This is a genomic window from Streptomyces kryoterrae (assembly GCF_054072135.1).
The window spans coordinates 4,838,022-4,855,403 of record NZ_CM133358.1 but is presented as its reverse complement, the minus strand read 5'-3'; the positions used below and the strand labels follow the sequence as shown (position 1 = coordinate 4,855,403).

The following is a 17,382-nucleotide window of genomic DNA, read 5'->3' as shown; positions in this document are numbered from 1 at the left end:
CTCCCTCACCTGTTCACGGCATCCCGGGTCTGCCTACCCGCCCAGCACACCCAACGCGCGCCGAGCCACCTCCCGCCCGATGGGCAGCGAAGCGGTCGCCGCGGGCGACGGCGCGTTCAGGACATGCACCGCCCTCGCCCCCTCCCGGATGAGGAAGTCGTCCACCAGCGTCCCGTCCCGCAGCACCGCCTGCGCCCGCACCCCCGCCGCGGCGGGCACCAGATCCGCCTCCGTCACCACCGGCAGCAACCTCCGCACCGCCCGCGTGAACGCCTTCTTGGACACCGACCGCATCAGCTCCCCACCGCCGTACCGCCAGTGCCGCGCCGCTATCCGCCACGACCCCGGCCACGCCACCGTCGCCGCCAGCTCCCGCACCCGCACGGTCCCCCACCCGTAGCCCTCCCGGGCCAGCGCCGGCACGGCGTTCGGCCCGATGTGGACGCCCCCGTCGATCCCCCGGGTGAGATGCACCCCGAGGAACGGGAACGCCGGATCCGGCACCGGATACACCAGCCCCCGCACCAGCTCGGGCCGAGCCAGCGTGAAGTACTCGCCCCGGAACGGCACGATCCGCATCCCGGGATCGTCGCCGGTCAGCCGCGCGATCTCGTCGCAGTACAGCCCGGCGCAGTTGACCAGCACCCGCCCCCGCACGACCTCGCCGCCGCCCGGTCCCGCCGTCCGCACGGCCACCCCGAGCTCCGGCCGCCGGTCGACCTGGACGACCTCGGCCCCGTACCGGATCTCCGCCCCGGAGGACTCGGCGAGCTGCCGGGCGACCGCCACGTAGTCGCACACCCCGGTCGTCCCCACGTGTATGCCGGCGAGACCCCGCACCTCCGGTTCGTACTCCCCGATCTGGGAGGGGCCCAGCTCGCGCACCGGAATGCCGTTCTCCCGGCCGCGCTGGACGAGGGCGTGCAGCCGGGGCAGCTCCTCCCGCTCCGTGGCGACGATCAGCTTGCCGGTGACGGCGTGCGCGATGCCGTACTCCGCGCAGAACTTGACCATCTCGGCGGCGCCCCGCACCGCGTACTCGGCCTTGAGCGAGCCCGGCCGGTAGTAGATCCCACTGTGGATGACACCGCTGTTGCGGCCCGTCTGGTGCCGGGCGGGGCCCGGCTCCTTCTCCAGCACCGTCACCCGGGTGCCCGGAGCGGCGCGCGTGATCGCATACGCCGTGGACAGACCGACGATCCCCCCACCGATCACCAGCACGTCACAGTCGTAAGCGATTCCACGCGTCAGCTCCACCGCACTCCACCTCCTGCTTTCGATAGTGCACTGCGCCACTGACACTCGCTTCAAACGCAGTCACTTCAAACGCAGGAGGAGAGCACGATCCGGACGCCGCGGGTTGGCTGCGCCTTCTCTACGCCGGAGCCATCAGCAGAGGCCGGGCCCGTTCCCGCAACTCCACCACCTGCGGCTCGTCCCCGTACGGCTCCAGCCGGTGCAGAAGATCCCGCACGTACTCGGTGGTGCGCACGGAGGAGATGCGCCCCGCGACCTCCACCGCCCGTACGCCCTGCTCGCATGCCGCGTCGAGGTTGCCCGACTCGAGCTCGGCGACCGCCGAGACGACCAGCCGCAGTCCGTGCGAGCGCACGAACTCCTCCGTCGGCTTGGACAGTGCCTGCTCCGTGAAACGGCGGACCTGGCGCGGTGCCTTCAGGTCGCGGTAGCACTCGGCGGCGTCGGCGGCGAAGCGGTCGTAGCCGTAGAACCCCAGCCAGGACGGGTCGTTGTCGCCGTCGCGGGCCCGCTCCAGCCAGCCCTCCGCGGAGCGCAGGGCCGCGCCGGCCGCGTGGGCGTCACTCGCGCGCGCGTGGGCCCGGGCCTCGACCAGCCGGAAGAAGCTCATCGTGCGGGCCGTCGCGAGGCCCCGGTTGCGCTCCAGGGCGGCCTGGGCGAGGTCGACGCCCTCGTCGCCGAAGCCCCGGTAGGTGGCCTGCAACGACATCGAGGCCAGTACGTATCCCCCCAGGGGTACGTCCGCCGCCGCCCGCGCGAGCCGTAGCGCCTGGATGTAGTACCGCTGCGCCGCCTCCTGTTGGCCCGTGTCGAAGGCCATCCAGCCGGCGAGGCGGGTGAGTTCGGCGGACGCCCCGAAGAGCGCGCGTCCCACCTCGTCCGAGTACGACCCGAGCAGCAGAGGAGCGGCCTCGACCCTTAAGCACTCGGGCACCATCGACGAACGCCAGTCGCCGCCGCCGTACTTGGAGTCCCAGCGCCTGGCGTCCTCCGCGGCCTCCCGCAGTTTCAGCACATCGCTGTGGCCGACTTTCAGCGGTGCCCCGGAGTCCTCGGAAGGGTTCGCGTCGCGTGCCACCGAACTGTCGGCCGGGGTTATCAGCCACCGTGAGGCAGGCGTTGCGTATGCGCTCACCGCGAACGATCCGGCGAGCGACTGCCAGATGCCGCCGGAGCCGGCGCGGCGGCCCGCGAGGTCCAGGCGGTAGAGGTCGGTGGCCGAGCGGACGGCCTGTCCGACGTCCCTGGGGAAGGCGAGGCCCACCTCGGGTGCGGGATCCGCGTCCGCCAGGCCGATCTCGTGGAGCGGCACCGGGCGGCCGAGCTTCTGGCCGATGGCGGCCGCGATGAGGTGCGGCGCGGCGCCCTGCGGCACCATGCCCTTCGACACCCAGCGCGCCACCGACGTCTTGTCGTAGCGAAGAGTCAACCCGCGTTGCGCGCCAAGGTCGTTGACGCGACGTGCGAGTCCTGCGTTGCTGATTCCCGCGAGGGCGAGAACGGCGCCGAGTTTTTCGTTCGGCCCGCGTTGCTCCCTGGACATGCGCCACCCCTCGACACAGACGGCTGCCGCGCTGGCATAACCATGCGGCATTCGTAAACCCAGCGTAGTTCGCCGCATCCCAAGCGTTAAGGGGCATTGTTCCGGATGGCGGGATTGTGGTCCGTACGGAAGTTCTGGGGATGTACGCACCGTTGCGACGTGCCCCCGACGTGTGGCCGTGCGCCTGTCCGTGCGCTCTTCTCCGGCCATGGCGGGAGCGCTTCCATGGATTCTGCGTGGGTCGGCCCGCTGTACTGGATCCAGTGGGCTGGGGGACACCGCCGCCTACATCCCCGCGGGCGGCGGACCGGTCCGGGAGGCGAACTCCGCCTCCCGGACTGTGCGTGGGCGCTGCGCTCCGCAGAGCCTGTACGGAGCGTGCGCGAGCCTGCCTCCACTTCGCCAACTTGGCCGAAAACAGACCCCGCCTTACCGGGTCGATTACGCCTCCCACCATGGAAATTGAGGGCGCGCGGGGCGTCTTGGGGGAGCGTAACGGGGGCGCATTCAGGTCGCAGTCGCGGCTCAGTAGTAGCTCGGTCGTGGCTCGGTCATGCCGTGAACTCCCTGCCCGACGGGTTGTGAACTTTCCGCCGGGGTCCGGCGATCCTCTGACCCGCACGCCGAAGTCCCTTGCTCCGAACCTCGAAGTCCCTTGATCCACGCGTGCGTTCGGGGCCGGGCGGGCATGTTCCAGGGGGTGCACAGGAGTTCGCAGGGGCGCACTTCGGGGAGCGCGAGCGGCTCTGCCGTCCCTCCGAGGCGCGCCCTTCATGGCAGCATGGTGCCGAGTTCGTACGGTGCACTGGTTGTCCACAGCCTGTGGAGGCGTCGATGCGGTGGTTGGTGGGATGGAGCAGCACCGCAGCTGTGGCCGCCAAATACGCGACAGGGCCCAGCGGTTACGCGGCCGACGGCGCGGGAGCCGGAACCGGGACCGGGTCCGGGGCCGGATACGCGGCGGGGGCAACCGGCTACGACGGCGAGACGGTGCACCCGGTCGGCTCCCAACTCCTCTGGGGGGACCCCGATCCGCTCTGGGCGGTCGGCGACTGGCGTCCCGACGAGGTGCGCGTCGTGCGGGCCGACGAACAGACCCGCATCGCGGTCCTGGGCACCTGCGGAGCAACCGACGAGCAGCTGCGGGTCGCGCTGTTCGCCGCCCGCGGAGGAGCACTTCGCCATCTGACGGCCTGGCCGGGGAGCTACACGGCGATCGTCCAGGTGGGGCGCCGGCTCATGGTCAGCGGCGACCTGGCGGGCGCGCGCCCGGTGTTCTACACCCCCTGGGCGGGCGGCACCGCCTACGCGACGGCGGCCCTCCCGCTCGCCGACCTCATCGAGGCCAACCTCGACTTCGGCCACCTCGCCGCGCTCCTCGCCGCCCCCGACGTACCGGCCGCGCTGCACGACTCGACCCCTTACGACGGCGTACGGCGCATTCCGCCCGGGCATGCGCTGATCCTGCGCGCCGGAGCACGGGAGATCGCCGGGTACGAACCGGTCGCCTCCCTGGCGGTCGCGGCGGCCTCCGTGGACCCGGACCGCGCGGTGGACGGCGTACGGGACGCCCTGGTGGAGGCGGTACGTCTCCGGCTCTCCGCCCCTCGCCATGTGCCCGAGGCCACCATGGATCCCGGGCCCGTGCCCGGCATGGGCCCCGCGGAACGGCGTGCCGCGCGCGGAACGCCCGTACCGGGGATAGGGGCGGACCTGTCCGGCGGCCCGGCCTCGGGGACACTCGCGCTGCTGGCGGCGGGCCTGCCGGGCATGCCGGGGACGCTGCTGGGGCACGGCACGGGCGCGGGGGAGCGGCTCGTGGCGGTGACGTTCAACGACCTGGTGGTCGGCGGGCGCGAGGCCGAACTGGAGCGGGCGGGGAACCTGGCGGCGAACCCGCGCCTGCACCACGTGGTGGTGGCCGGCGGCGAGGACGTCCTCCCGTACGCCGACCTGGAGGGCCCGCTGACCGACGAACCGGGCCCGTCCCTGGTGACGGCGGCCAGACACCGGGCCCGGCTCGCCTCGGGCAGCGCGGACCACTTCACCGGCTACGGCGCCCGGCAGGTGCTGGACGCCCACCCCGCCCGCCTCGCCGACCTCCTGATGGACCGCAAACGACGCCACCTGGTCCGCCCCGTGGCCGCGCTCACGAAGGCCGACGGCTCGGTGATGGTCCCCGCGCGCATGTACGGCGCCGCCCGCAAGCTCGCCCGTACGCCCTACCGGGTCGGTATCGAGAACCTCGCCGACCGCCTGATGCAACGCCGTTTCGACGAGCCCGGCGGCGCGGTGGGGGCCTCGCTGGCCGCGCTCACCTGGGCCAGACCCGGCCCGGCCGCGCGCTGGCTGACCGGTGAGGCGCTCGCTGAAGTATCGGTTCGCCTGAACTGGGCGACGGACCGCGCGGGCGCCGGCGTAGGCCCCGGCCAACGCCCCGGCGACTTCCGCGCGCGGGCGGCACTGACCCGCCAGGCGTCGGACGTACGCGTCCTGGAACAGGCCGCGGAGATCCGCTTCCAGCGCCTGCACACGCCCTTCCTGGACAACCAGGTGGTACGCGCCTGCCGAGCCCTCCCGGAAGCACTGCGCGTCCAGCCGGGCGCCCGGGCGTCCATCCTCCGCGCGGTCCTGGAAGGCGCCGGGGTCGCGGACCTGCCCCCAGGCTGGGGCGCACCGTCGCACGCGTCGGCGACCGCGGCGTCGCGGACGGGCCTGCGCGTGTCGGTGGACTCCCTGATGACCCTGTTCGACACGCCACTGCTCGCGGAGGCGGGCCTGGTGGAGGCGAGAGTGGTCCGCAAGGCCCTGCGAGGCGCCGCGGAGGGCGAACCCCTCCCCCTGGACGGCCTGGCGGACCTGGTCTCCCTGGAGGTATGGCTACGTCGCCTGCTCTCCCGCCGAGGCACCTGCTGGACCGGAACCCCGGCCCGCCAACGAGCCGTACCGTCGGGAATCACCCCCCAGAGGGGCGCGCTGGGAGCGGGGGCGGGGGCACACCGGGGGTGAGGGGCGGGGTTACGGGGGCCGGTTTCCCACCCACCCGTTTACGGCCTGTGTGCAGCGCGGGCCCAGGAACCTCCAGCCCGTCTGAGGGTCCCCCTCTGGGGGAGTTTGAGGACGAGGCCCGTTCAGGGCCGACAAGCGGGGGTCCGGGGGCGGCAGCCCCCAGGGACGGGACGGGTAGGGGCGGCGGGGGCGAGAATAGGTCGGTGCGGTACAGAATTCTGGGCGTCACCCAGGCCGAGGACGACCACGGCACAGCCGTACCCATCGGCGGCCCCCGCCTCCGAGCCCTCCTCACCGCCCTGGCCCTCCGCCCCAACCGCACCACCACCCCCGAAACCCTGATCGCCGAGGTCTGGGCGAACACCCCGCCCAAGGACGCCCCCGCAGCCCTGCAGGCCCTCGTCGGCCGCCTCCGCCGCACCCTCGGCAAGGACACCATCACCTCGGACCCCGGCGGCTACCGCCTGACGGCACCCCAGGACCACATCGACCTCCACCTCTTCGAACACCTCGTACGAGAGGGCACGGCGGCCCTGGACCGCGCAGACCCCACGACCGCCGCCCGCACCCTCTCCGAGGCCCTCGCCCTGTGGCGCGGCCCCGCCCTGGCCGACCTCCCCGACCGCACCGCCGCGACCCGCCCGGAGGCCCTGCGCCGCGAGGCGACACGCGCACGCGTGGAGGCGGACCTGCGACTCGGCCGCGCCCACGACGCCGTACCGGAGCTGCGGGAACTGACGGAGGCGCACCCGTACGACGAGCCGCTGCACGCCCTCCTCATCCGCGCCCTGCGCGACACGGGCCGCAGCGCGGACGCCCTGGCCGCGTACGAGACGGCCCGCCGAACCCTGGCGGAGGGCCTGGGAACGGACCCGGGCCCGGAACTACGAACCCTGCACAAGGAGTTACTGACCCAGCCACCACGCCCACCACGCCCACCACGCCCACCAGACCCAGCCGGAGAACCGACCCCCGCCCACCACCCCGACCGCAGCAACAACATCGGCCACACCAGCAAAAGCGGCAACATCCGCCCCCGTCTGACCTCTTTCGTCGGGCGGGAACCCGAGATCGAGGCCATCCGTTCGGATGTGCACAGGACCCGTCTCGTCACCCTCATCGGACCGGGCGGTTCCGGAAAGACCCGTCTCGCCGAGGAAGCCGCCGCCGGCCTCCCCCAGGCGTGGCTCGTCGAGCTCGCCCCGCTCGACCGGCCGGAGGCGGTGCCCGGCGCGGTGGTCAGCGCGCTCGGTCTGCGCGAGACCGTGCTCAGGACCACCGAGCTGACGACCCCGCAGGACGACCCGCTCGCCCTGCTCATCGAGTACTGCGCCCCGCGCAGCCAACTCCTGCTCCTCGACAACTGCGAACACGTCATCGACGCGGCGGCCGAACTCGCCGAGACCCTGCTCACACACTGCCCCGGGCTCACGATCCTGGCCACCAGCCGTGAACCCCTGGGCGTCCCCGGTGAGTCGGTGCGCCCGGTCGAGCCCCTCCTCCCCGACCCGGCCCGCCGCCTCTTCGAGGAGCGCGCGGCAGCCGTACGCCCCGACGCGGACCGCGCCCTCCGCGACACCGAGGCGGTGGAGGAGATCTGCCGTCGGCTCGACGGACTGCCCCTCGCCATCGAGCTGGCCGCCGCCCGTCTGCGGCTGCTCACCCCGCGTCAGATCGCCGACCGCCTCGACGACCGTTTCCGCCTCCTCACCTCGGGAAACCGCACGGCACTGCCTCGCCAGCAGACCCTGCGCGCAGTCGTCGACTGGTCCTGGGACCTGCTCGACGAGCGGGAGCGGACGGTGCTGCGCGAGGTCTCCGTGTTCGCGGGCGGCTGGGACCTCACGGCGGCGGAGGCGGTCTGCACCGGACCGGTGGCCGACCTCGTGGGGGCCCTCGTCGACAAGTCCCTGATAGTCGCGACCCCGCACGAACACGCCGACGACGGCACAGTCGGCATGCGCTACCGCCTGCTGGAGACCATCCACGAGTACGCCACCGAGCGTGCCGCGGAGAACCCCGGTCCGCGTGCCGCCGTCGAGCTACGGCACCGCGCGTGGGTCCGCGCGCTGGTGGAGAAGGCCGAACCGCTGCTCCGCTCCGCCGAGCAACTCCCGTGGATCGCCCGCCTGGAGACGGAGCTGGACAACATCCGGACGGCCCTCGACCGCACGATCAAGGAGGGCGACGAGGAGGAGGCCACCGCCCTGGTCCTCGCGATGGGCTGGTTCTGGTGGCTGCGCAACTACCGCCGGGAGAGCGTGGAATGGCTGTCCCGGGTCCTGGACCTGAGCACACGGCCTCCCCACCCGACCGGGCCAGGAACAGGAACAGGAACAGGAACAGGGGAAGGTACAGGTACAGACGGCTGGGCGAAGGTGCACGCCCGGCGCATGAACCTCCGTATGCTCCACATCTTCCTGACCGTCGACGCCGACCCGGCCACCGTCCCCCACGACGAGCTCTGGCACCGTCAACTCGTCGAGACCCGCGCCTATTTCGAGCGCGGCGGCCCGGAAGCGGCCCGGCTGCCGGGCATCGCCTGGCCGTTCACCTTCCTGTCCGACCGGCTGGGCGTCGACCGCCCCGATGGACCGGACGGCCTCGGCGACACGGCGAACAACCCCGCCGCCACCGCCGCAGCCGCTCTGGACTCCGTGATCGCCAACTGCCGTGTCCACGGCGGCGACTGGGAGGTCGCCGTGACCCTGATGTTCCGTACGCATCTGGTCGTCGACTCGGCGGGCGGCCTGCGCGGCCCGCGTGTCGACGACGACCTCGCGGAACTGCGCGTGCTCAGCCGACGTGTCGGCGACCGCTGGGTGCGGGCCCAGGTGTGCAGCGCGGCCGGGGAGGCCGCCATGTCGCGCGGCGGCTTCGAGGAGGCGAAGCGGGAGTACGCGGAGGCGCTGCGGCTCGCCCATGAGGTGGGCGCCCATGCCGAAGCACCGTTCCTCATCGCGCGGCTCGCCGAGATCGCCTACCGGGAGGGCGACCGCGCCGGCGCGCTGACCGCCCTGGACGAGGCCGGCGCGGCGGCCGAGCGTTACGGAGTGGCGGACTCCCGGGCGTTCGTCCTGCTGCTGCGGGCGCAGATCGCGCTGGACGAGGGGGAGGTCGCCCGCGCGCGTGCGCTGTGCGACCAGTCCCGCGCGGAGATCGCGCACGGCACACCGCCGCCGCAGTTCATGGCGGGGCTGAACGCGATGGACGCCCTGGTCACGGCCGAGGAACGCGGGCCCGAGGAGGGAGTGGCGAAACTGACCGCCACCCTTCGCGAGGCCGTGACCCAGCGGTGCGCCGAGGTGATCACGGCGGCGCTCGCGGACAGCGTGGCGAGACTGCTGGCCGACCTCGGTGACCTGCCCCACGCGGCCCGTCTGCTCGCCGCCTCCGACAGCTGGCGGGGCGACCAACCGCGCCCGATGCCGGACCGCGCGCGGGCCGAGGAGACGGAGGCCGCAGCGCGCCGGGCCCTGGGAGCGGAACGGTACGAGTCCGAACGTATGACCGGATCGGAACTCACCGCGGACGACGTACTCGACCTGCTCGACGAACTCGCCCGCACCCCGGTCACCGGCACATGAACGTCGACTCCGCCCAGTCCGCGAGTGCCACCGAGTCGAACGCCGAGTGCGGTTCCACGACCAGGCGGATCGTTTTGCGCCCGGTGAGGTCGACGTGGACGGGCACGGCTTCCTGGCCGCCCTGGATCAGCTCGGACCGCCACACGCTCTGCCCGTCGGCGAACACCGAGAAGCGGACCTTGCCGAGGCCCATCGTCATGCCGTCGACGCCGACCATGGCGTCGTACGAGGCGCAGTCGCGGTGGAGATCGATGGTGACCGAGGACTCCCCGTGGACGGTCACCCCGTGCTCGTACCGCTTGTCCCCGATCGACACCCCCCACCGCTGCCACACCCAACTGCTCTCGCCGAGCCGCATCTCGGGCTTGGTGCCGTCGCCGGTGATGCCGTACTCCAGCTCGTTCCACTGGTAGTCGGCCGGGGCGGGCGGCGGCGGGGGAGGAGGCGGCGTCGGGGTGGGAGTCGGGGTAGGCGTCGGGGTCGGGCTGGGTGTCGGAGTGGGGGTGGGGCTCGGGGTGGGCGTCGGGGACGCGGTCGGGGTGGGGCTGGGGGGAGGAGTGGGGATGGGCGCCAGGGCCGGGACCACGGCCGGGGGTGCCGGCTCGGGTTCCTGCTCGGGCGGCGTCGGGCTCGGGGTCGGGGGCGGCGTCGGCGCGGTCGGCCGGACCACCGGCACGGACGGGGCCGGCTGTGCCACCGGCTTCTTCGGGACCTCGTCGCCGGCCAGCGCGAACACCACCGCCGCGATCCCGACGGCGACGACCCCCGCCGCGATCCCCGCCTTCACCGGCGCGCCGAGCCCCTCCGAGGCCGCCGCGCCGCCCCCGGCCCCGCCCGACGACGAGCCGCTCGCCGCCGCCGCGCCGCCGATGCCCACCGCACCCGCTCCGGCGCCCCCGGCGACCAGCGCGGCCACCTTGGCGTATCCGGCGGCGCCGAACCAGCCGATGACCGCGATCGGTACGACGGCGGGAATGCCGCTCGCGACCTCCTTGATCTGGCCCGCGGCCAGCCGGCACCTGGCGCACTCCTCCAGGTGCTTGCGCAGCCCCCGTTCGGCCCGGCTGCGCAGACCGCCGCGGGCGTAGGCGCCGAGCCGGTCGGCGTAGCGGGAGCACTCCTCGTCGGTGGTGAGGGTGGAGCTGACGTGGGCCTGGAGGTAGGCCTGCTTGAGCCCTTCGCGGGCCCGGCTGGCGAGCACGCGCGTGCCGTTGGCGTCGAGTCCGAAGAGGGTGGCGACCTCGCTCGGCGACTCGTCCTCGACCTCGGTGTGCCACAGCACCGCCTGCCAGCGCTCGGGCAGCGACCGGAACGCCTGCATGGCCATGGACCGCTCGGCCTCGTGCATCGCGCGCACGTCGGCGCCCAGGTCCAGCGTGTCGGTGTCGGCGGACACCATGGACATGGCGGACATTTCCGAGCCGCGCGCGGCCTGCGTCGCGAACACCGCGAAGTCGTCGACCAGTTGCTCACGCCTCGCCGACGTCGTCCAGTTCGCGGCGACCCGGCGGACGGAGGTCAGCAGATAGGCGCGTACGGCGTACTCCGGGCCGGAGCCGCCGCGCACCGCCTGGAGCATGCGGGCGAAGACCTCGGCGGTGAGATCGTCGGCGGTGTGGCCGTCACGGCAGCAGGTGCGCGCGTACCGGCGTACGGCGCCCGCGTGGCGCCGGTACAGCTCCTCGTACGCCGTGTCGTCGCCCGAGCGCATCCGCCCGATCAGGTCGGTGTCGGAGGGCGGCAGCTCGATGGGCGGCGGCAGCACACTGTCCGCTCGGGGCGGCAGCAGGCTGCCCCCGCGCTGGGCCGGGACGCTGCCCTCCATCGGGTCGTCGAGGTACTGCGGGTACTCCGAGTCGTCCACCGAACCGCCCAGGTACTGAACGCCCCCGGGTCCGCCCTGGTTCGGCACCTGAGGCGAGGTCAGCCCGCCGCCGGCCTCCGGGTCACCGTCACCCGGTGACTCGTCCCGCCCGTCAACGCTCATCGCGGAAAGCCCCCGCCGCCTGCACAGCTGCCTGCACATCGAGTCCCGAACACCGGGTCAGAGTGCCATATTGGCTTTTGTTCAGGACGCCTGGAACGAACCAACCACTCGTCCGTGGGGACTTCCCGCACCGAGGTACTAGCGTTCACCCGAACGGGGAATGCTCAACCGACACACATGTGGACCTTCACAGGGGCCGTGACCGCAACCCCTCCAGCAGGATGTCCAGCAGTCGTGAAGAGGCCGCCGCCTGCTGCGCGGCGTCCGGCAGCGAGGGCGCCGCCGTCGCGATCACCAGCAGTACGTCCGACACCGACACGTCCGTCCGCAGTGCGCCCGACTCGCGCGCCCGCTCCACGAGCCGGCCCACCACGTCGAGCAGCGCCACCGCGCCCGCGTCGTCCGCCGGCGCAGCCGCCGTGATGTCGTCCGACACCAGCCGCAGCTCCCCGTGACCGATACCGGCACCCGCCGGCTGGGTCCGCTGCTGCGGCACCCGCGCCTCGTCGAGACCGAGGCCACCGGAGCCGTCGGAACCAAGGGAACCGTCGTCGTCCGCGACCCCGACCCGCAGTATCTGCGGCGGCAGCAGCCGTCCGGCGCCCGAGGCCACCGACGTCCGCAGGAAGCGCGACAGCGCCGACCACGGCTCGTCCTCCTGGCCGAGCGCCGCGCGAGCCTGGTCGGTCAGCCGGGAGGTCTCCTCCTCGGCTATCCGCCGGACCAGGACGTCCTTGCTCGGGAAGCGCCGGTACACCGTGCCGACACCGACCCGCGCGCGTCGTGCCACGTCCTCCATCGGCGCGCCGTATCCCAGCTCACCGAAGACCTCACGTGCCGCCCGCAGTACGTGTTCCAGATTGCGCTGTGCGTCCACACGCAGTGGCGCCGTACGCGATCCCTCGCCGCGTCCGTTGCCCGCCGCCGCGCTGACCGGTCCGCCTGGTGCGATGGCGGACGCGGATGACCAACGAGAATCCTGAATGTGCATAATGTTCCCCCGGTAATGACGTCTCCCCCCGGAGACTCCCCGCCATTGGCAGCCGGAGCGCGCGGAACAAGCACTGAACACGGGTCCACGCGTCGCAGAGCGGACCCGAAAGAGCGCATCCCCCTACACCCCGTCGACCTACGAACATAGTTGAGCGAGGGTCAATTCAGAAGGGGCGCGTTCCGCACGGGGTGCCGCCCGATCGGAGTACGCGTCGCTTACGTCCCGGTTGCGCCCCCTCCTGCCACCCGGCCCACACCCACTGACCTGCGGTTGTGCCCTGCAGGCCGACGATTCGGGCAACGTTGCGGCCCACCGCCCGAAGGTCACACAAATTGCCGGGCCTGTGGACAAACGCGAGCGCTGGGTGCGTCATGGGATGGTGAAGGAACGTGCGCGCATTCTCGTTGTCGGCGGCGGCTACGTCGGTATGTACACGGCCCTGCGCCTCCAGCGGAAGCTCCAGCAGGAGCTGAAACGGGGCCAGGTCGACATCACCGTCGTCACTCCCGACCCGTACATGACCTATCAACCGTTCCTCCCGGAGGCGGCCGCGGGCTCCATCTCGCCCCGCCATGTCGTCGTACCGCTGCGCCGGGTCCTCGACCGGTGCCGGATCGTCGTCGGCGAGGTCGCGGCGATCGACCACGCCAAGCGCACCGCGACCGTCACCACCCTCGCCACCGCGGAAGAGGGAACGGGCGCCGAGCAACTGACGTACGACGAACTCGTCCTCGCCCCCGGCTCCGTCTCGCGCACCCTGCCGATCCCCGGCCTCGCCGAACACGCCATCGGCTTCAAGACGGTCGAGGAGGCCATCGGCCTGCGCAACCACGTCATCGAACAGATGGACATCGCCTCCTCCACCCGCGACCCCGCGATCCGCGACGCGGCCCTGACCTTCGTCTTCGTGGGCGGCGGCTACGCCGGCGTCGAGGCGCTCGGCGAGCTGGAGGACATGGCCCGCTACGCCGCGCGGTACTACCACAACGTCAAGGCCGAGGACATGAAGTGGATCCTCGTCGAGGCCTCGGGCCGCATCCTGCCCGAGGTCGGCGAGGAGATGGGCAAGTACACGGTCACCCAGCTGCGCCGCCGCAACATCGACGTACGCCTGGAGACCCGCCTCGACTCCTGCGCGGACCGGATCGCCGTCCTCAGCGACGGCGCCCGCTTCCCCACCCGAACGGTCGTGTGGACCGCCGGCGTCAAACCCCACCCCCTTCTCGCGGCCACCGACCTCCCGCTGAACGAGCGCGGGCGCCTCAGGTGCACCGCCGAGCTGCGGATCGAGGGCACCACGCACGCGTGGGCAGCGGGAGACGCCGCCGCCGTCCCCGACGTCACGGCCGCGGAACCCGGCAAGGAGACCGCCCCCAACGCCCAGCACGCGGTCCGCCAGGCCAAGGTCCTCGGCGACAACATCGCCCACTCCCTGCGAGGCGAACCGCTCGAAACGTACTCCCACAAATACGTCGGTTCAGTAGCCTCCCTGGGACTCCACAAGGGGGTCGCACACGTCTACGGGCGCAAGCTGAAGGGCTACCCCGCCTGGTTCATGCACCGCGTCTACCACCTGAGCCGGGTGCCCACCTTCAACCGCAAGGCCCGGGTGCTCGCCGAGTGGGTTCTGTCGGGACTCTTCAAGCGGGAGATCGTCTCCCTCGGTTCACTCGAACATCCCCGCGCGGAGTTCGAACTCGCGGCCGGTGGGAAGCCTTCTCAGAACCTGAACCAGGACCCGAAGGGGTCGTCCTGACCGGATCCAGGAACTCCACCGACTCGGCCGGCGTCTGAAGGATGCCGGCCCGGTCGGCCACCCTGCCAGACTGGTTCTCCACGCCCTTGCCGCACGTCCCTTCTCCACCCATCTCTCCCGCGAGGCTTTCCGCAAGTGCTGTATCTCCCGGGGAACGCCCCCTGCACCTCCGGCCGACCCGCTGCCGGCCTGTGCCGACAAACACGAGGCAAGGTTTCGTGAACTTCACGCGCTGGAGCGCCCGACTTCCCGGAACGCAGCGCCGCGCCGCAGCGCGGACCGATCACACGATCACTCCGGACCGGCTGCCGGACCGACTCGGCGAGGGCACCGGCTCCGGCCCAGGTTCCGTACCCGCCGCCCGCGCCGAGCAGCTCGCCGACGGGTCGCCCTGCCTCCCCGCGGTCGACGACCTGCCCACGCGCGAGGTCCTCGACCGCATCCCGGCCCTGGTCGCCATCGTCCACGGCCCGGACCACCGCATCGCGTACACGAACGACGCCTACACGGCGGCCTTCGGCGTACGCGCGGAGGGCGTCCCCGCGCGGGACGTGGCCCCCGAGCTCGACGAACTGGGCGTGCTGCCCCTCCTGGACCAGGTCCGGCGCAGCTCCAAGTCCCGCACGCTGAAGTCCCGCAAGGCGCACAGCGGACGCTCGTACACGATCACGTGCACCCCGGTCGAGGCGACGGCCACTCCCGAGGGCAGTGGCGGTGTCCTCATCTTCGCCGCCGATGTCACCGACCACGCCGAGGCCGCCGAACGCCTGCGCGCCAGCGAACGCAGCCAGCGCGAGACCGCGGTGACCCTCCAGCGCTCCCTCCTCCCCCAGGAACTGGAGGAACCGGACGACCTCCGCGTCGCCGCCACCTACCATCCCGGCGGCACGGAAGCGGCGGTGGGCGGCGACTGGTACGACGTCATCACCCTCGGCGGAGGCCGCACGGCCCTCGTCATCGGCGACGTCATGGGCCGAGGAGTGCGCGCGGCGGCGATCATGGGCCAGCTCCGTACGGCGGTCCGCGCGTACGCCCGCCTGGACCTCCCCCCGCACGAGGTCCTCCAGCTCCTCGACGGCCTCGCCATGGAGATCGACGCCAACCAGATCGCCACCTGCGTGTACGCCGTCCACGACCCGAACGAGGGCAAGCTGGTGTACGCCTCAGCGGGCCACCTCCCGATCCTCGTCCGCGACGAGAGCGGGGTCGTCCAGCGCGCCGACGAACCCACGGGCCCACCCCTGGGCACGGGCGGCTGGATGCACGCCTCGGGCTCGATCCCGCTCACCCCGGGTTCCACGGCGGTCCTCTACACCGACGGCCTGGTGGAGCGCCGCAACGAGGACCTCGACGAGGGCATCGCCGCCCTGGAGCGCGCCCTGTCGGGCGCCACGGGCAGCCCCCAGGTCGTCTGCGACCGCCTGGTCCGCTCGGCGGGCGTCACCGCGGACCACGACGACGACGTGGCGGTCCTGGTCCTCCAGCACCCGGCCCGCACCGGCCCCGACAGCGACCTGTTCCGCAACGCGGCCCTGGAGCTCATGGGCGGCATCGAGGCGGCCCCACGCGCGCGTGCGTTCGCCTCCGGCGTCCTGACGAGCTGGCGCTTCCCCACCGAACTGCACGACGTGGGCGTCCTGGCGGCCAGCGAACTGGTCGCGAACTCCCTCCAGCACGGCACACCCCCGATGCGCCTGCGCCTGCGCCGCACCGACCGCCGCCTCATCGTCGAGGTGACGGACGGCGACGACCATCTCCCCCTGCGCCGCACCGCGGAACCAGGCGACGAATCGGGCCGGGGCATCGCCATCGTCGCGACGATCGCCACGAGCTGGGGCTCACGCCGGACACCGGGCGGCGGCAAGGCGGTGTGGTGCGAGTTCGTGCTGCCGAACAGCTCTCCTACGCGGTAGGCACTACGGACTCCACCGGAGCCCCGCCCTGCGCGACCACCCGACTCCGCCGCGCCAGCGACGGCTGATTCTGTACGGGGGTCAGCTGCCGCCCCAGCCGTACGGCGAGGACGCTGATCCCCAGCGAGAACAGCAGGAACATCACGATGTACGGCCCGTGCAGCGAAGCCCCCAGCGGCCCGCCCACCGCCGGACCGACAGCCAGCGCGAGCTGCTTCACCAGGGCGAACGCCGAGTTGTACTGCCCCGCCATCCCGTCCGGCGCCAGATCGGCCACCAGCGGCGCGACGGTCGGCGACAACATCGCCTCCCCGAGCCCGAACAACGCGTACGTCGACACGAACGCGGCGGTCGCCATGGCCTGGCTGCCGTGCCCGAGCCCCGCGTACCCGGCCACGCCCCACGCGACGGCCCACAGAATCCCCACGCCGGCGATCACCCGGGAACGCTTCTGCCGCTCGACGAACCGGAGCACCGCGAACTGCGCGACCACGATCACCGCGGTGTTCGCCGCCAGCGCCGAACCCAGCGCGGACGTCGAGATCCCGGCCGCCTCCACCCCGTACGCGCTCAGCCCCGACTCGAACTGCCCGTAACAGGCGAAGAAGAGCACGAAGCCCAGCACACACAACTGCACCATCGCCCGGTTCCCGAGCAACTGCGTCCAGCTGCCCCTGGCCTGACCGGGGGCGCCGTCGATCCTCGGCGAACGAGGCATCCGTACGGTCGCCATGATCACGGCGAGCAGCAGGAACATGGCCGCCTCGATGGCGAACAGCAGGGTGAACGAGCCGACCCGGGTCGTGTCCACGAGGTGCCCGCCGATGAGCCCACCGACGCCGAGCCCGAGGTTCTGCAGAAAGAACTGGGTGGCGAAGTCCCGCGACCGAGTCTCCGCCGACGAGAAGTCCACGATCATCGTCGCGAGCGCCGGCTGCATCACGGCCTGCCCGGCGCCCAGGGCCACAGCCGCAAGGAGTACGGCGGTCGCGTTGGCGGCGAGCCCGAGGCCCATCGCGCCGACAGCGGCGGTCACCAGGGCGACGAGCAGCACCGGCAGCGGGCCCCGCCGGACGATGGCCCGCCCGGCGAACGGCAGCACGACCAGCGCGGCCACAGCGAAGACGGCGAGTACGAGACCCGCCGTCATGGCTCCCAGTCCCCGCACCTGCGCCACATAGACGTAGAGATAGGGGACGGTGAAGCCGAGCCCGAACGCGCTGAGTGCGTTGCCCACATGGATCCGGCGCATCGCTGCGCCCATCGCCCTGGTCACTTTCACCTGCTTTGATCATGAAGTCGTACGCCTACTGAAAGAGTTAGGAGTGAAGACTTC

General features: G+C 72.4%; 9 protein-coding genes. 4 read left to right on the top strand and 5 right to left on the bottom strand.

All coding sequences use genetic code 11. The features are described 5' to 3' along the window. Positions 1 to 33: 33 nt before the first annotated feature. Positions 34 to 1,257: an L-2-hydroxyglutarate oxidase gene (gene lhgO / locus ACW4TU_RS20970; protein ID WP_457429660.1), complete on the bottom strand. Its 1,224-nt coding sequence runs from the start codon at positions 1,255 to 1,257 to the stop codon at positions 34 to 36. Between the two features lie 118 nt (positions 1,258 to 1,375). Then, positions 1,376 to 2,800, bottom strand: coding sequence for an NsdA family TPR-like regulatory protein (locus tag ACW4TU_RS20965; protein ID WP_457429659.1), 1,425 nt, complete (start codon positions 2,798 to 2,800; stop codon positions 1,376 to 1,378). Between the two features lie 834 nt (positions 2,801 to 3,634). Between ACW4TU_RS20965 and ACW4TU_RS20960 the strand changes: the two genes are divergently transcribed. Both ACW4TU_RS20960 and ACW4TU_RS20955 read left to right on the top strand, forming a co-directional pair. Beyond that, a complete protein-coding gene (locus ACW4TU_RS20960; protein ID WP_457429657.1) occupies positions 3,635 to 5,809 on the top strand; it encodes an asparagine synthase-related protein in 2,175 nt (724 codons plus the stop codon). A 203-nt stretch (positions 5,810 to 6,012) separates the two neighbouring features. Continuing rightward, positions 6,013 to 9,396 (top strand): ATP-binding protein, encoded by a 3,384-nt coding sequence (locus tag ACW4TU_RS20955; RefSeq protein WP_457429655.1) that lies wholly within the window; start codon positions 6,013 to 6,015, stop codon positions 9,394 to 9,396. On the opposite strand, the gene ACW4TU_RS20950 is transcribed toward ACW4TU_RS20955, so the two are convergent. Together ACW4TU_RS20950 and ACW4TU_RS20945 are read right to left on the bottom strand one after the other, a co-directional pair. Then, positions 9,383 to 11,383: a sigma-70 family RNA polymerase sigma factor gene (locus tag ACW4TU_RS20950; RefSeq protein ID WP_457429653.1), complete on the bottom strand. Its 2,001-nt coding sequence runs from the start codon at positions 11,381 to 11,383 to the stop codon at positions 9,383 to 9,385. The two genes, ACW4TU_RS20955 and ACW4TU_RS20950, sit on opposite strands and share 14 nt — an antisense overlap. Before the next feature lie 187 nt (positions 11,384 to 11,570). Then, on the bottom strand, positions 11,571 to 12,374 hold the full coding sequence (locus ACW4TU_RS20945; RefSeq protein WP_457429651.1) for a TetR/AcrR family transcriptional regulator: 804 nt from the start codon (positions 12,372 to 12,374) through the stop codon (positions 11,571 to 11,573). Positions 12,375 to 12,753: 379 nt separating this feature from the next. Between ACW4TU_RS20945 and ACW4TU_RS20940 the strand changes: the two genes are divergently transcribed. Together ACW4TU_RS20940 and ACW4TU_RS20935 are read left to right on the top strand one after the other, a co-directional pair. After that, a complete protein-coding gene (locus ACW4TU_RS20940; RefSeq protein WP_457429649.1) occupies positions 12,754 to 14,133 on the top strand; it encodes an NAD(P)/FAD-dependent oxidoreductase in 1,380 nt (459 codons plus the stop codon). A gap of 218 nt (positions 14,134 to 14,351) precedes the next feature. Next, complete coding sequence (locus tag ACW4TU_RS20935) at positions 14,352 to 16,046, top strand: SpoIIE family protein phosphatase (RefSeq protein ID WP_457429647.1); 1,695 nt, start codon at positions 14,352 to 14,354, stop codon at positions 16,044 to 16,046. On the opposite strand, the gene ACW4TU_RS20930 is transcribed toward ACW4TU_RS20935, so the two are convergent. Then, the gene (locus tag ACW4TU_RS20930) at positions 16,036 to 17,310 is read right to left on the bottom strand and encodes an MFS transporter (RefSeq protein WP_457430222.1); all 1,275 of its coding nucleotides are present in this window, start codon (positions 17,308 to 17,310) and stop codon (positions 16,036 to 16,038) included. The two genes, ACW4TU_RS20935 and ACW4TU_RS20930, sit on opposite strands and share 11 nt — an antisense overlap. Positions 17,311 to 17,382: the final 72 nt, after the last annotated feature.

Excerpts from the sequence above, each read along its gene's own strand:
- ACW4TU_RS20950 (WP_457429653.1), bottom strand. The coding sequence starts at position 11,383 with ATGAGCGTTGACGGGCGGGACGAGTCACCGGGTGACGGTGACCCGGAG.
- ACW4TU_RS20965 (WP_457429659.1), bottom strand. The coding sequence starts at position 2,800 with ATGTCCAGGGAGCAACGCGGGCCGAACGAAAAACTCGGCGCCGTTCTC.
- ACW4TU_RS20930 (WP_457430222.1), bottom strand. The coding sequence starts at position 17,310 with ATGGGCGCAGCGATGCGCCGGATCCATGTGGGCAACGCACTCAGCGCG.
- ACW4TU_RS20945 (WP_457429651.1), bottom strand. The coding sequence starts at position 12,374 with ATGCACATTCAGGATTCTCGTTGGTCATCCGCGTCCGCCATCGCACCA.
- ACW4TU_RS20940 (WP_457429649.1), top strand. The coding sequence starts at position 12,754 with ATGGTGAAGGAACGTGCGCGCATTCTCGTTGTCGGCGGCGGCTACGTC.
- ACW4TU_RS20960 (WP_457429657.1), top strand. The coding sequence starts at position 3,635 with ATGCGGTGGTTGGTGGGATGGAGCAGCACCGCAGCTGTGGCCGCCAAA.